17 protein-coding genes and 3 pseudogenes are annotated in these 13,436 nt (G+C 41.0%); 1 reads left to right on the forward strand and 19 read right to left on the reverse strand.

What is annotated here, in order from left to right; translation table 11 throughout:
* The 8 genes and pseudogenes from OKC24_RS18035 to OKC24_RS18075 form a co-directional block, all read right to left on the reverse strand.
* Positions 1–396 (reverse strand): annotated as a pseudogene (locus OKC24_RS18035) (phage BR0599 family protein); the annotation flags it as partial.
* A 1,333-nt stretch (positions 397–1,729) separates the two neighbouring features.
* Complete coding sequence (locus OKC24_RS18045; protein ID WP_265466113.1) at positions 1,730–1,921, reverse strand: hypothetical protein; 192 nt, start codon at positions 1,919–1,921, stop codon at positions 1,730–1,732.
* A gap of 47 nt (positions 1,922–1,968) precedes the next feature.
* Positions 1,969–4,659 (reverse strand): phage tail tape measure protein, encoded by a 2,691-nt coding sequence (locus OKC24_RS18050; protein WP_265466114.1) that lies wholly within the window; start codon positions 4,657–4,659, stop codon positions 1,969–1,971.
* 68 nt (positions 4,660–4,727) lie between these two features.
* Entirely contained in the window at positions 4,728–5,237 is a 510-nt protein-coding gene (locus OKC24_RS18055; RefSeq protein ID WP_265466115.1) for a hypothetical protein, read from the reverse strand.
* A 77-nt stretch (positions 5,238–5,314) separates the two neighbouring features.
* On the reverse strand, positions 5,315–5,680 hold the full coding sequence (locus OKC24_RS18060; protein ID WP_265466116.1) for a hypothetical protein: 366 nt from the start codon (positions 5,678–5,680) through the stop codon (positions 5,315–5,317).
* On the reverse strand, positions 5,680–6,216 hold the full coding sequence (locus tag OKC24_RS18065) for an antA/AntB antirepressor family protein (RefSeq protein WP_265466117.1): 537 nt from the start codon (positions 6,214–6,216) through the stop codon (positions 5,680–5,682). Before OKC24_RS18065 ends, OKC24_RS18060 begins: the two co-directional genes overlap by 1 nt.
* Positions 6,213–6,503: a hypothetical protein gene (locus tag OKC24_RS18070; protein WP_265466118.1), complete on the reverse strand. Its 291-nt coding sequence runs from the start codon at positions 6,501–6,503 to the stop codon at positions 6,213–6,215. Before OKC24_RS18070 ends, OKC24_RS18065 begins: the two co-directional genes overlap by 4 nt.
* Positions 6,504–6,579: 76 nt before the next feature.
* On the reverse strand, positions 6,580–6,735 hold the full coding sequence (locus OKC24_RS18075; RefSeq protein WP_004645309.1) for a hypothetical protein: 156 nt from the start codon (positions 6,733–6,735) through the stop codon (positions 6,580–6,582).
* Between the two features lie 112 nt (positions 6,736–6,847).
* Between OKC24_RS18075 and OKC24_RS18080 the strand changes: the two genes are divergently transcribed.
* On the forward strand, positions 6,848–7,315 hold the full coding sequence (locus tag OKC24_RS18080) for an Arc family DNA-binding protein (protein WP_265466119.1): 468 nt from the start codon (positions 6,848–6,850) through the stop codon (positions 7,313–7,315).
* A 130-nt stretch (positions 7,316–7,445) separates the two neighbouring features.
* Here the strand turns inward: OKC24_RS18080 and OKC24_RS18085 are convergent, their stop codons facing one another.
* From OKC24_RS18085 to OKC24_RS18135, 11 genes and pseudogenes are all read right to left on the reverse strand, one after another.
* Entirely contained in the window at positions 7,446–7,913 is a 468-nt protein-coding gene (locus tag OKC24_RS18085; RefSeq protein WP_265466120.1) for a DUF2335 domain-containing protein, read from the reverse strand.
* A 14-nt stretch (positions 7,914–7,927) separates the two neighbouring features.
* Positions 7,928–8,149: a hypothetical protein gene (locus tag OKC24_RS18090; protein WP_180004837.1), complete on the reverse strand. Its 222-nt coding sequence runs from the start codon at positions 8,147–8,149 to the stop codon at positions 7,928–7,930.
* 487 nt (positions 8,150–8,636) lie between these two features.
* Positions 8,637–9,140, reverse strand: coding sequence for a hypothetical protein (locus OKC24_RS18095; protein ID WP_265466121.1), 504 nt, complete (start codon positions 9,138–9,140; stop codon positions 8,637–8,639).
* Between the two features lie 40 nt (positions 9,141–9,180).
* The gene (locus OKC24_RS18100) at positions 9,181–10,122 is read right to left on the reverse strand and encodes a phage tail tube protein (RefSeq protein ID WP_265466122.1); all 942 of its coding nucleotides are present in this window, start codon (positions 10,120–10,122) and stop codon (positions 9,181–9,183) included.
* 65 nt (positions 10,123–10,187) lie between these two features.
* Entirely contained in the window at positions 10,188–10,550 is a 363-nt protein-coding gene (locus OKC24_RS18105; RefSeq protein WP_265466123.1) for a hypothetical protein, read from the reverse strand.
* 176 nt (positions 10,551–10,726) lie between these two features.
* Positions 10,727–11,098: pseudogene (locus OKC24_RS18110) on the reverse strand (phage antirepressor N-terminal domain-containing protein); the annotation flags it as partial.
* A gap of 166 nt (positions 11,099–11,264) precedes the next feature.
* Positions 11,265–11,675 carry a phage tail terminator-like protein gene (locus OKC24_RS18115; protein WP_265466125.1) on the reverse strand — a complete coding sequence of 137 codons (411 nt, stop codon included), beginning with the start codon at positions 11,673–11,675 and terminating at the stop codon, positions 11,265–11,267.
* Positions 11,672–12,049, reverse strand: a complete 378-nt coding sequence (locus tag OKC24_RS18120) for a hypothetical protein (protein ID WP_265466126.1) — start codon at positions 12,047–12,049, stop codon at positions 11,672–11,674. The genes OKC24_RS18115 and OKC24_RS18120 overlap by 4 nt, the downstream gene beginning before the upstream one ends.
* Positions 12,050–12,089: 40 nt before the next feature.
* The gene (locus tag OKC24_RS18125) at positions 12,090–12,797 is read right to left on the reverse strand and encodes a hypothetical protein (protein WP_265466127.1); all 708 of its coding nucleotides are present in this window, start codon (positions 12,795–12,797) and stop codon (positions 12,090–12,092) included.
* A gap of 30 nt (positions 12,798–12,827) precedes the next feature.
* On the reverse strand, positions 12,828–13,199 hold the full coding sequence (locus OKC24_RS18130) for a glutamate 5-kinase (RefSeq protein ID WP_265466129.1): 372 nt from the start codon (positions 13,197–13,199) through the stop codon (positions 12,828–12,830).
* Positions 13,196–13,436, reverse strand: a pseudogene (locus tag OKC24_RS18135) (hypothetical protein); the annotation flags it as partial. The gene OKC24_RS18130 and the pseudogene OKC24_RS18135, both read right to left, overlap by 4 nt.

Below are 13,436 nucleotides of genomic sequence, written 5' to 3' on the forward strand. Positions count from 1 at the left end.
CAGAATATTGCGGTTTAAATATGATTCACCTGTTTCACACACCAGTGTTAAAGTATCCGCATCTTCATCAAATTTCGGCTGCGTCACACGCCCCTTATGCAGTACCAAGGTTTCGTTTTGATACAGCTCAAGGATCGTGACTGTGATGCCGCCATAAAAGATTTTTCCGGCAAATACAGCAGAAAGATTGTCTCCTTCGGCATTCAATAAACTCATCTGCGGCAGCGTCACTTCGGTATCACATTTATCAATGCTTTCATCTTCAATTGCCGTGCGTTGCAGCCCGCGCACAGGCAGATATTCAATGCCGGCATGCATGATTGCTTTGCGTTGATTGGTGAAATACCAGGTGCGATTGCCGTGCTTGAATTGATAAAGTTCCGCTCTGGTTTTCATGATGAAAGCTCCACGATTGGCACAGTGACTTGCGTTTTATGTGCACCTAAAAATTGAAATTCGATTTGATCCGCATCAAGACGATGCAGGCCCAAATAGCAGATTGTTTGAATGCTGCTGCGCTGAGCATTGATCGCTGGTGAAANACCTAAAAATTGAAATTCGATTTGATCCGCATCAAGACGATGCAGGCCCAAATAGCAGATTGTTTGAATGCTGCTGCGCTGAGCATTGATCGCTGGTGAAACCGTTAATGAGCCGCCAGTTTTGGCAGTGATTTCATGCGCAGTCCATGTTCCGTCTTTGCGTTTAACTGCAATATGTTTACGGTCGGCTTCAAGCAAATACTTGGTATTTGTGCTGAGTGAAGTGGTGATATTGCCCGTATTCAGAATGTTCAGATGTTTTTCATACAGCGGCATCCAAAAGGCCTGAAAGCGGCCCATTCTGCGGAACAAAAACTGCCGATATGCACTGTATTCATTCCAGCTCTTCAGCAGCGACTTAAATGGCTTCATGTAGCGCGGCTTGGCCCAATGGGTAAAATCCTGAAAACCGCCAACATCGCCATCGACAATATTTTGATGTTGCGTCAGCGTCATTTCTAACGAATCGCCATCCAAAAGCAACGGTTGGAAGTAAATATCATCACCTTGATACTGCTCTGGTATATCACCACTATACTCGGGTGAATCCTCTGCAATCACGCGAAAAACCACACTTGAATTTGACCAAAACCCACCCGTATTAATAGAAGCATCACCATCGATGATGCAGATCCGCATCGGCATGATTGAAGCATTTGATGCAGTGACATTCTGGGCCAATCGAAACCCATCCTGATATTCAGTTTCTAAGGCTTGAAGAATCTCATCTGTTTCAGGATCTCGAATTTCTTCCTTGGTAATGATGTATCGGCCAATGCTCACAATCTCAGCGGTTTGAGTGCCTTCAGAGCTTTCAAGTAAAATAAAACCGACTCTAAGGTCGGCTCGGTGTGTTGTTGTTTCCATGATAATGAAGTCGCTATCTTCAAGATCAGGAATAGGCTGTCGAAACTGCGGCAATGGAATACCCCATAGATTACGCAAGTTGGCATACAGCATATGGAAGATGTCGCCCATCGCTTTCTGCATATTCACGTAATTGAAACTCAAAACCTGTCTTGGTGCATCCCGCTGGATGTAGCGGTCTTCACTACTGTCATAAGCCTCATGAACTTCAGTTTTGAATTCCAATCGCTCAGTCGAATTCAATAGAGGGCAATTTGTTAATACATGCACCTCACCATATTGGGTTTGTATTTTCATTTTGTCCTCAAATAAAATTTGGGCTATACGCTTAAGTTTTCAGGGTTTCTATTAAAGAACTTCACAAAGGCTTTTTTTGCATCCGGTCCATGTAGATAATCACTAAAACTCTGACGATTATCGACAATTACAAATTTAGCCTCTTTGATTTTCTCGGGCTTTTTGAAAGCAAACCCAAGTGCAATGCCTACACCTAAAGCAATCAATATTTTCATTTTTAAATTCCTAAAATTGATATAAGAAAACCCACCGAAGTGGGTTGTTAAACTTTGCTACGGTTTCGTTTCATGTGATATAGAAAGGCTTTTTCACCATCAGGCCCATACAACATATCTTTGGCCTCCTGCTCATCTTTGACAAAGAGCACCCGTAATTGGTTATCAATAATTTGAGGGCTTTGAGATTGAACTTTTGCATTCGCCTGAGCCACTTTCTCGGCCTGAATAGTTCCACCGTTGTTGATGGCATTAAGAGTATCAACACCGACACGACGAGTTGCTGCAGCATTAAGCACATACTCTTGACCATGAACCACGCCTGCTTCTTGATTTAAGCCAATGTTGCCAGTGTAGCCGCCTGATTTGAAGCCTGGTGTTACAGCTTCAATGGTTGCCTGTAATGCGCCTGTCTGTATTGTAGCCATTGCAACCGCAGGCATGTTGTACGGAAAGGCAGCGGAAGCCCATGCTTTACCAATTGCATCTGCGGAACTCATCAAGACACTAGCTAAATGAAACCCTTTCTGAACTGCATACAATGCTGCGTATGCTGAACTAGACTCACTCACCAATCCTTGCAAAGAACCAGCCAAACTTGAAAAACTTGATAGCTGCATTTGGTATTGCTGCATAACCAATTCTTTTGATGACTCGTTGTGTTCTACATCAAGTTGTTGCATACGAAGCATGTGAGCGCGCTTAGCTTCCTCTAATAGCGCGTATCGCTCACCCGCCAATTCAGGCGTATCGTAATCAGCACTAATGTCCTTAACATCATCACTATAGTTCTGGCTTTCTGATCTCTGCTTGTCATATAAATTGGTGCTAAGGCTCGCCATTTTGTACTTGAAGCTATCCTGACCATAAACAGCACCAACATTCGATAGGCCAATTGCACTTGTCGCTGAATAAGTCTTGTCGGCAAAATCACGCTGATAGGATTCAAGCTTGTCTTTCTGCGCTGATCGATATGCTGCAAGCTCTTTTTCATATGTATCTTTAGCTTTTTTGAGATAAGCGTCTCGATTGGTTGGATCGTTTATAAAGCCTTTTTCAATTTCTTTTTTAGACTCGTTGTAATCCATGAGCAGCCTTTCTTCTTTACTCGCATACTCCTTGGTTACTCTTTCTTTAGCTCTTTCAATCTCAACCTGTAGTCTTTCAGCTTCGCGTCTTTGCTGATCAGCAAGACGTTTAGCATCACTTACCGCTTTGGTTGCTGAACCGCCAGATTTCGCCTTGCCTGCTTTAGGTGTTTTTTGAGTTGGGAAAAGGTTCTTATTTTGCTCAGCTCCACCACCCAGCCCTTTGCCTTGCTGTTTATTCCACTCAAGCTGCGCCTTGCGGTTGTTGATAATAGATTTAGTTAAAGCGTCATATTGACCCGCTTGTGATGAGGCAATATTACTAATTGACGAGATGCCTTGCTTGGAATTACTGTATATATTTTTCGCAGCTTTAGCACCATTGCCCCACACAAAGTCTTTAGCACCAGAAAGCAATGCAGAGCCTTTTGCTTTAATGCCATCAGCATTAGCAAAATTTACTGCCGTTGTGCCAATAGTTTTAAACTGATTAACAACTAAAGACATCAGCTCGACAAGGTTTTTCATGCCTGTTGCAAGGCCAACAATTAAGACACCAACACCCTGAGCAGCAACCCCGATGCCCTGAATTACACCAGCAAAGCGACCGCCCTCAGTTGATCCGTCCATAAAGTATGAGAGTAGTGTGCTTAGAATCGGCATTACTTGCGAAGCTAGTTCACTTTTTAGTGCGCCAAATTGCATTTGAAGTGATTCAGTTTGAGCGGTCAATTCAATAGATTTCTGAATTGCTTCCTCACCAGTGATAATCCCCGCATTCTCCAGCGCTTGTTGGTAGTCTTTCCAGAGTTTACCGCCATCCATTAACAGCGGTGCTAGTGCGGTTAAATCAGAACCCATGGACTCAAGGTAGAACGACATTTCCTTTTGGTTTACGCCTGCTTCTTCCAATTTATCTACATAAGTTTGAAGTGCATCAATGCCGTCCATTTTCGACATTTCTTCAGCAAGTTTCTTAGCGCCTTGTGCACCACCTTCAGTCTTGACTGCAATCTGTTCAAAGAAATCTACAGCACCACCCGCACCAATCGCATTAAATTCACCGATTTTTTCATTGAAGTCCTTTAACATATCAGAGGTTTTTTCTTGCGATACGCCAAATGTTGCAGCAGCACCAGCCAAGCCTTGAAAGTTAGCAATAGATGTATTTGCAATCGCTGAAAATCGTGCGAGCTCTACATTGCTTTTTGCAACCTCTAAAGCCATGCTTGCAAGGTAGCCACTCGCTACAGCAACACCACCAACAAAAGCACCTGCAAGCGATGCACCCACAAGAAGCGCACCACCTTTTAAGCCAGATAGTTTTGTAGATAGCCCTTGCACATGTGAGCCAAACTTCCCATCGTTTGCAGCTTGAGCCATTGTGTTTCTTAGCTCACTCATTTTCCCTGATGTGGTCTTTGCTTCATTTCCTGCTGTCGAAATACTTTTAGATAAATCATCGACTTTTTTCGCTGATGTTTTTGATGTATTTCCTGCATCAGAAATTACTTTCGCTGTATCTTTTACTGATCTTTCTGTTTTATCACCTTGAGTCTCCACATCCCTTAATGACTTGGTGACATCATCTGTGCCTTTTTTTGCCTTGGTTGTATCAATGATAATTTCAAGGCGTGATGTTTCAGTCATGAGAGACTCCTAATTTTTAGGCAATAAAAAACCCCGCTTTCGCGAGGTCTGTTGTTTACAGGTTTAAGCTATATTTCTGTTGAGAATCTTATTAACCCATCTCTTGCCAGTGTTGTTTTGCCATTATCAATTAAATTGGTTTCAATGTATGAGCCACCAATTGTTGAAATCTTAAGCCATACTTTTTGTGCAGCCACAATTTTGTCAAAGTCTGACTTGGTTATAATAAATCTTTGAAATGATTGTTTATAGTGACCTGTTAATGTGTGATCAAACGCTAATGTGACTTTTTCAGCCTTAATGATCTGACCATCTATATTGATTGCAAGGTTGGTCATATTAACAAATACACCAAGCGTATGAAGATCAAGCGCCACAACCTCTGGCGAAGCACTACGCCACAGCGCCCCAACAGAAATACAAGTCTTACCAAAGCCAATGCATGATGATGTACCATAAGGCTTTAAAGTAACTTCTTTTGCTCCATCAAAATTACTTGTAGATACATTCACACCCTTGGGTGCCGCAATCGCTAAAGTTGGCAACAATAAGGCTGCAATCAGTAATATTTTTTTCATGGGTCACTCTAATTAATTATTAGAGACAAGATACTAATTTATCGAGCAAAAAGAAACCTCCCGAGGGAGGTTTGTGTTTAGCAATTACCACTATGAATAGCCGTATTATGCTTGCATTCCCAATCAAAAGCCTTTCTTAGCCTTGATTGGTCATTATCAACATGAGCAATTTCACCAGATTCAACCAACTCTTTTTCAAGGTCAATCATTTTTGACAATAATCCAAAAGACTCAAACAATGGCAAGTATGTCACCATAATTTGATGTTTTGGGAATGCTTCCCTGATCTTGCTCTCGCTTTTAGTGAGATTTTCGAGAGAGCATTTTTCAACTGCATCAATCACAAGTGTTTCATCACCAAAAATGAAATCAGCCTCACTCTCACTATCTTTAATTGGTCGCAAAGCAATAATGAAGTAAGTTGTTTTTTGAGTGGAAGCCATTATTCTTCGTCCTCGCCATCAAAAGGAAGTCTAGGCTGAGCTTTTTTTAGTAGCTTCTCTAAATCGCTTAATAATTTAGGCTTAGTTTGTTTACCACCCACAGACAGGAATCTTGCTGCATTCGATAATGACGCATTGAATTGCTCAAAATACTGCATCGCCTTTCCGACTTCAACCTGAATACTATGAGCAACACTTCTAGCAACCTTTTCTTGCTGAATAAAGTATTCGCGGATTTGATGTCCTTGAGGTGTTTTCTCCATCAACCCTAAATGCTTTGCCATATCTGCTGTGACAATATATTCAACCAAGTGTTTTGTACCAGATACCTGCTCCACTTTTTGGTGGAGCAGAATAAAATCAAAATTTTCCCTAAATTGGCATTGAGAGATACGACGCTTAATCCAAGTGGAAAAGTCTTGCTTGCTGCCAAGTGTTTTATGGAGAGATCGAGCATCGACACCCAGTTGCAACTCACCACCAATTTCAATCTCAACCAATGGGGTTTCTGCTTCAAAGTTGGTAATCGCATTCATGCTGCACACTCCTTTAAAACCAAGTTCGCCGCTTTTGGCGAGTGCTGTTTGAAGTATCTGATTTCTTCATGACATACAGTTGCCCAGTCGTCCAACTTATCCCAAGTAATAGCTGCCAATGTGTAAGCCGTAGTATGCTTCTCAGACTTTTCCATAATTAAGCGAACTAAGGTTTCTAGTGCATTAAAGCCTTCTTCTGCATTGTTAATAAAATCAACAAAGCGCTCTAGTTGGTGCTGACTGATCTGAACTTGATTCGCTTCAGTGATATGAGTTATATTTGACATGTTGATATTCCTTTGTTAACAACACTAAAGCTCCGCATCCGCCAAGATTCAGGGGCTTTTTTGTTGTCTGTTGATTTCATGCTTTCGCACTCTTGTGTTTTTCTACCAATAATTTAACTGCCTCATTCATAAGATAAACGATTGATCTTTTATCCTCTTTAGCAATCAGCTTAAGTTCTTTGTGTAGTTCGCTATCTAGGCGACCTTTCACATAAACAAATTCTTCTTTCATTACATCCTCCTTAGTCCCCAATATGGGGTGTTAAATCATAGTACCCATTTTGGGGTTATTGGTCAATACCCAAAATGGGGTTATTATTCATTTTATTTTTGGCGAATATTTCATGAGTGAAGAAAGCAATATCGTTACCCTTAAAGTTCGTGTAACCCCAGAATTTCGTGAAAGAATTGTTGAAACAGCTAAAACAAATAATCGCTCCATGAATCAAGAAATTGTGGCTCGATTAGAGGAATCTTTTGACAACAAGGATATAGGACAGGAATTTTTTCAGAAAAATCTACATTTATTCCTTTCTGCTTACTGTGCTGGTCTTGAGAGTAATTACGATGAGGCGATATCTCAAATCGAAGAATCGCTTTCACAAACAAAAAACCCTGAGATGATTCAATTCCTTGAGCATCGACTTCAAGTAAATAAAATATTAAAAAAAGAAATGAATCGACTAATGAAAAATAATTCGGAAAAATTCAAGGCTGAATTATCTAAAGAAGTTTCTCAGGAACAACCTACCCATACACATCTAACTAACGACAAGCCACTCACTCCAATCAAGGACGAAGATATTTGGTAATACCTGAAGATGTTTTCGAAACCCTCAATCTGAGTGTCTCGATATGATGCTCAAATATGAGAAGCACCAAAAAAGCACCCTAAGGTGCTTTTCTTTTGGCATTAAAAAACCACTCCGGGGAGTGGTTTGATTACTGGTTTTGAGGTGGTTTTGTACCCGAATCACTTGTGGATGGCATTTTTCGCAATACAAGAATCATTAAAATAATCCCCAATGCAGAGAAAGCAGCTGTAGCTACCCATGGATAACCCCTATACAAAGCGTAGACTGCTACACAGAGAATCCCCAGACCAATGAGAACACCAAATATTAAACCAAGAAAAAATAACTTGGAGTTATTCTTCTGGTTCTCGATATTAGCTGTATTGATTCGGTTGTTTTCCACCATTTGGTGGCGAGCTACTTCATGGCTAATCTTTTGCTCATTCTCGACAATTTGCATTAAACGACCAGCTAAACCCGGTTGAATTTCTTCGAAGGCTTTTACGAGTTCAGGAGGTGGATACGGAGAGTAGCTCTCGGCCTCTTCGAGAGCTACCGAAACATCATTGCCTTTTTTTGTTGCAACGCCACGCTTTGTTCTATTGTGTTGTGACATGAATTAAGAGACTTTTAGATTGAATTAAGTTCAGGGTGGGTGGTTTTGAGTTCACATGAAATCTGCTTGGTTCCGGATGTCATTCTTTTACCAACCACTTCCCAGTGTTTCGAAGCATTGCCAACTGGCACATGCTCTTTGATCGAAACAGGCTCAACCGCCTTTACAGGAACGCGAGGTGCTAATACAAAAGCAGCTATCATACCTTCTACAAAGTATTTCATACGCTTATTCATTTGATCGCCCTTTTCTTAGTTAATTGTCACAAAACTGTAATGAAAGTTCAGGTGACAAAAATACCCTAATATCTTTTGATAAAAGGGCTTATTGGGGCATCTTATGCGATTACGCATAACGGGTCAATACGCTACAGATTACTCTTTGTCAATATTTGTGACCCAACAAGTGCGTTAATTGTTGTCGCACAGCATCATCAATCTAAGTATCAGTGCTCATATATGAGAAGTAAGAAACCAACTCACGCTGATTTCTTACTCAATCGCTTATGCGCCTTATCTAGGTGTTTGTTATCCAAGGCGAATACGCACTCGACCAAAATATGTAATTCACAAGGCGCTTCATACAACTCAAGGTATGCACCAATATCGGTGGCACCCAAAGCTAATGGCACACCTTGCTCATACTTTCTGGCTCGTGCAATAGTGTTATAAGAACTCAGTATTGCATTTGCTGTGTAGCTGTATCGTGGCGGCTCTGGGATTTCTAGTCCGAGCGCTTGCCTTTGCTTTTTTTGGTGATTGGTAAGTCCTGCGTATCGCTCGCTGTATTCGTGGAGCTCGATAACTTTCCCAATACAGCATCTTTCTTTTGATTGGCACGAATCTGAATAAGACTGGCTTGATTTGTTACCCAGAGAGCTAATTTCATACCGTAGCTTTCATCATTAGCTGTTTTACCATAGGCCATCAAATCAGCAGCATTCTTTTCTGAGTATTCAAGTTTAATTGGTATATCACGCCAACCAAGCACCAAATACTTGCCAATCAAGCTACTGTATTCAATATTAGATTGATGCACAAAATCATCCGTGATTGGAATGCTGCTATTTCGAATCGCTTGTTCTTTTTGTTGATAATCGCTTTGCATATATTGAAAGCTTGGTCGATCAATACCAGCAATCAAGTATTCGCCGCCATCAGGATGAGGCACCCATTCCGAAGGGTGTTTTTCAGCAATTAAAGGGTTTTTTGAAATTGTAATTTGCATTTTTTATATCCCAAAAAGAACCGCCCAAAGGCGGTTATTGTTATGCGTTTAGTGTGCGAGTAATCACTGGTGATGTTTTGATATGAGCAAATGACACATCTAGCATGATGTCATCATCGCCACCACCATCAGGATGGGAAGATTCAGACACTTCTAATTGAGGGAAGTTGAAAGCGTACTTATTGCCTGCTGGATCTTCAATTGCAAACTCAAGCGGCATGGTTGCGCGCGATTTCACAAAAGGAATATAGGTTGCTGACTGGCTTGTGAACATGAATTGAGTGGCCAGAGTGATATCAACCATCTTGTCATTGTAACCCTGAGCTGACAGTTTGCCAGAGCCAATACAGCGATAAGGTGACAAGTTGTTTGTGATTGTTAGCTCAACCGATTGTACGCATGCAGTGCCGACGGTATTTTGACCGTTCACCGTCATTGTATTGACGTTCAATGCTGATACTAAAACCGCATCGTCCACAGGTAATGGGTCAGTCACAGGGCTTGATACTGCTTTTTCGAAGTCTGTGCCAACCAAGCCAAATGTCGCTGTAATTTTGCCAGTGGTTGCAATGCTTAAGCCAAGCTCACCAATACGGATGCCTTTGTACACGTGAATCTGATTGATGTCAGAGAACACTTTTACAAAAGTGAATGTTTTAGTTGTATCGCCACCGAATTGAAGCGTATGTTTTTTGGTATCTGTGCCATCAACCACCCAAGCATTCATGGCTACTGCGCCAATGAAGTCGTCGAATGTTCCTATGGATAATTCAACTTCTAGTGAACCTGTAATCTCTGATTCATCTGCGGTTGAGCCTTGACGGAATCGAGAATCCAAAACACTGTTTGAAGTCGATGTGGTGATGTTTTCGGTTAATCCATCGGTTACACGTCGAACTGTTTTCCAGACTGGTGTTGTTGGTAAAACGCCCGGTGTTTCTTCTGCTGCGTAATACAGTTTAATCGCACTGCCCTTAGACATGGCTTGCTCCTATTTTTAGGCATAAAAAAACCACCTTTCGGTGGTATTGGTTTTTAAATTTCACTTTAGCAATGGCCGCGCTGTCTTGCTCCGTCATGCTTTTTATTCCAATCAAATGCATCAACGATTCGACCAGTAGGCTTGTTGTCAATCAGATCACCATCCGCAATCATTGCAGCTTCCAATTTCTCAGGCTGATCGAGCGTTTCAATTAAATTGAATAGCGGTCGCTGTGTCATGATGATCTTATGTTTTGGGAATTTAACCTCTATTTCTTCCTGCTTTTCAGCAAAGTTAAGCATGTTGGCTTTTGATGCTGCCACAACGACATAAGCGATGCCATCAACAACAAAGTCAGCCTCTAGGTCGCCATCGCTCACCCGCTTGCACGCAAAAATAAGGTATGCATTGTCTGTAATTGGATTCACGCTAAACTCTCCTCACCAAAATTAAGCAATAAGGTATTCTTATTAATCCAGTCTTGACGCTTCTGCTTATTGGTTTTCTTTTCGCGCTTACGCTGGTGCATACCTAAGCTAGAGATGGTTGCTTTAGCCTGAGAAAAATTTTCATCAAAATCAATTTTATTCAACTCGTCAAAAGCTCTCTGTCTTGCGCTTAACTTTCCAGACCAATAACCCCATAGCGCATCATCGCATTCATCCTGATACTTAATAATAGTGTCTTTTAATTTTGGTTTTACTTTGTTTGGGCTAATAGTCATCATCCAGCCAAACAATTTTTTAAGTGGCAAGCAGGTCATTAGACGTTGTCTACCATCTTGAGCAACTATCACGATTTCCGTGATGGTTGATGCAAATCTCTGTTTTAGTTTTTCATGCTGAGACTGCCATGTTAGCCCCATGCCCTCAACAATGGGTTTCATAGGTACATATGGTTGACCGTTGTAATTCACAATGGATAAATTTGCGTTGTGGAATGACACAATCATTTGCTGATAACTTGGTACTGACATCATGTTCATAAGATTTCCTCTTATATGCTCATGTTCAAAAAAAAGAAACTGGCAGGCACGTTGAACATGGAAACGCGCTTTTCGAACCGTCGTTCTAGCCAGTGGTTTGCCTGAAGACAGGCATAAAAAAACCGCCCAATAAGGACGGTTTGATTAAGTGTTTAAGCTAGTTCACTCGGAACTCAGCTCTAATTATTTTTGCGTAAAAATCTTGGTCATCCATGCTTTGTGGTGCATGAACCTTATAGACTTCAAGATGAGATACGCCGAATGATTGCAGATGCTTTCGCCATGTGTCGCACAGCTCAGAAAGCACCATAAGACCACTACCAAGCGGTGCAAAGCATTGAATTGAAATAATGCCTTGATCTCGAATACACGGTTTATCGCCAATACCTACAATCTGGCTATCAGCATATTGAATAAATACCTTACTCCAAGCCTTATCTTTCGGTGGCTCAAATGGCATGCCATGACTTAGTGGCTTATTCACCATTTCAACAGTTAATTTTTCTAATTTGGCGATTCTCATTAACTCTTGATGAATGGCTGTTTCGGCTTGGGTAAGTGTCATCATTTGTATTTACTCGATACATTCATAAAGGCGACTGAATAGATACCCAAAGGCCTTTGCTGGCTATGTCCATTTTCTAGTGCAACTGCATAAGGCAGGTTATTTTGCACATATACCAAATCACCCAGCTTAGCCTGAAGAATCTTTTGATTACCTTCTTGCTGTGTAGCGCTGCCACCCTTATCAGCAGTGGATAGGTCGTATGTGCTGTCTGGGCTATTCACAGATATTCGATGATTGCCACGGAATGCTCCAGTATCTACAGGACTGCCGACAATCACCTGTTGCAACATTTCAGCACTCACTTTTCGCAAATGCTCATCGCCAACCTTTTTTACTTCAAGCGCAAAATTAGTCGGTTTGTTTTTCCATGCCATAAATTTCACCCATTAAAAAACCCACCGAGGTGGGCTATTTTTAGTTTTGTATTTTAAGGTTTGAGCTAAAAGCAAACAACTTACTCTTGTTTCCATAAACCCTACTAAAATTTGTCATCATTTGCTCCTGCATCCCTTCAAAATTTAATTCCATTCGGGAAGAAAATTCGCTGTTCGATTCATCTGTGTATTCAAAATTGTACTTTTGCGGATTAAATTGTTTTTCTTTAAATGAGCCCAATATATTTAGTTCAAATATTAAATTTCTAATTTCTTTGAAACAATTTAAGGCTAATTCAGTGAACTCTTTAGCTTTAATATCTCTACTTTGAAGTTGCTCAGTTATTTGGATTGCTTTTTCAACTCGATCCATTAAGCCAAAATGCTTTGCTTCCCTAGATTCGATTGTGCTTTGGGTAAAAACCTCATCATCTTCAACTTCAAATCTATAATGCTGCCAAGTATCTAATATGTCGATATATGATGCGTAGATCTCAGAGCTTTCCTGTTCGAGAAGTTTTTCTATATGCTGCTCTCTCCAATCACTAAAAAGTACAAAGGCCGCCACAGGAGCAAGAAAAGCGGCTGTAAGGGTTAATGTATCTTTAAGTAAGTTATATGTTTTAGTTGGATCAAATTTAGGACCATCACCAATCAACCATGCGCCAATTAGAAAATACAGAATTGTTAAACCTAATGCCCACCAACAAACTAGTTTTATCTTTTCTTCTAAAGTTTTCTTCGCCATAAATCCCCCCTAAATTTCAGAGGGATATTACTAAACTTTCCGCAACTGGCAAACCCAAATACTCCCGGTCGGATCTGCACCAATATTCACAATCTTGAACCGACCCTTTAATGTAGCCCAGACATCACCAATCTGCGGCACTTGACTCACCTCATTCTGCAAGACAGTGGCCTTTGAATCTGTTACTTGGTAGTCCGTAGGCTTTACCATATCTTTCAAATAAGAGCCAAACAGAACACCACGCCCGCTATACGCTTCAACAGTAATAGTTGGATAAGTTTGCGTTTCAAAATCAAACTCACCGCTTTGAATCGTCTTTGTGCATGTGAATGTTTCAACCGCATCTGTAAGTTTGCTATCAAATGCCTTCGCAACTTTTGATTGGATTTTGTTTTTGATCATGCCCGATACACCTCAAACCCAAAGCCCTTTGGCTTTAAATCTAATGAATCAATCAAAGCCTTGGCAATTTGCTCATACTCTGAGATTGCCACACTGCCTTCAGCAAATGATTCTTCTACCTCTACCGTATCGGCTTTGACGCGTTCGCTTGTAGCCTGCCGGTCGATGCCTGCATAAATCACCTTGGCAATGATGCCTTTGATAATTTCGCATGCCGCAGTTTTAAGCTCATCTGCA

Source organism: Acinetobacter entericus (genome assembly GCF_026168575.1).
Taxonomy (GTDB): domain Bacteria; phylum Pseudomonadota; class Gammaproteobacteria; order Pseudomonadales; family Moraxellaceae; genus Acinetobacter; species Acinetobacter bouvetii.

What these genes read in the sequence shown, in the direction of transcription:
- OKC24_RS18060 (WP_265466116.1), bottom strand. Translation starts at nt 5,680, where the DNA reads ATGGCTTCCACTCAAAAAACAACTTACTTCATTATTGCTTTGCGACCA.
- OKC24_RS18095 (WP_265466121.1), bottom strand. Translation starts at nt 9,140, where the DNA reads ATGCAAATTACAATTTCAAAAAACCCTTTAATTGCTGAAAAACACCCT.
- OKC24_RS18130 (WP_265466129.1), bottom strand. Translation starts at nt 13,199, where the DNA reads ATGATCAAAAACAAAATCCAATCAAAAGTTGCGAAGGCATTTGATAGC.
- OKC24_RS18085 (WP_265466120.1), bottom strand. Translation starts at nt 7,913, where the DNA reads ATGTCACAACACAATAGAACAAAGCGTGGCGTTGCAACAAAAAAAGGC.
- OKC24_RS18125 (WP_265466127.1), bottom strand. Translation starts at nt 12,797, where the DNA reads ATGGCGAAGAAAACTTTAGAAGAAAAGATAAAACTAGTTTGTTGGTGG.
- OKC24_RS18090 (WP_180004837.1), bottom strand. Translation starts at nt 8,149, where the DNA reads ATGAATAAGCGTATGAAATACTTTGTAGAAGGTATGATAGCTGCTTTT.
- OKC24_RS18045 (WP_265466113.1), bottom strand. Translation starts at nt 1,921, where the DNA reads ATGAAAATATTGATTGCTTTAGGTGTAGGCATTGCACTTGGGTTTGCT.
- OKC24_RS18080 (WP_265466119.1), top strand. Translation starts at nt 6,848, where the DNA reads ATGAGTGAAGAAAGCAATATCGTTACCCTTAAAGTTCGTGTAACCCCA.
- OKC24_RS18100 (WP_265466122.1), bottom strand. Translation starts at nt 10,122, where the DNA reads ATGTCTAAGGGCAGTGCGATTAAACTGTATTACGCAGCAGAAGAAACA.
- OKC24_RS18070 (WP_265466118.1), bottom strand. Translation starts at nt 6,503, where the DNA reads ATGTCAAATATAACTCATATCACTGAAGCGAATCAAGTTCAGATCAGT.
- OKC24_RS18050 (WP_265466114.1), bottom strand. Translation starts at nt 4,659, where the DNA reads ATGACTGAAACATCACGCCTTGAAATTATCATTGATACAACCAAGGCA.
- OKC24_RS18055 (WP_265466115.1), bottom strand. Translation starts at nt 5,237, where the DNA reads ATGAAAAAAATATTACTGATTGCAGCCTTATTGTTGCCAACTTTAGCG.
- OKC24_RS18075 (WP_004645309.1), bottom strand. Translation starts at nt 6,735, where the DNA reads ATGAAAGAAGAATTTGTTTATGTGAAAGGTCGCCTAGATAGCGAACTA.
- OKC24_RS18065 (WP_265466117.1), bottom strand. Translation starts at nt 6,216, where the DNA reads ATGAATGCGATTACCAACTTTGAAGCAGAAACCCCATTGGTTGAGATT.
- OKC24_RS18120 (WP_265466126.1), bottom strand. Translation starts at nt 12,049, where the DNA reads ATGGCATGGAAAAACAAACCGACTAATTTTGCGCTTGAAGTAAAAAAG.
- OKC24_RS18115 (WP_265466125.1), bottom strand. Translation starts at nt 11,675, where the DNA reads ATGATGACACTTACCCAAGCCGAAACAGCCATTCATCAAGAGTTAATG.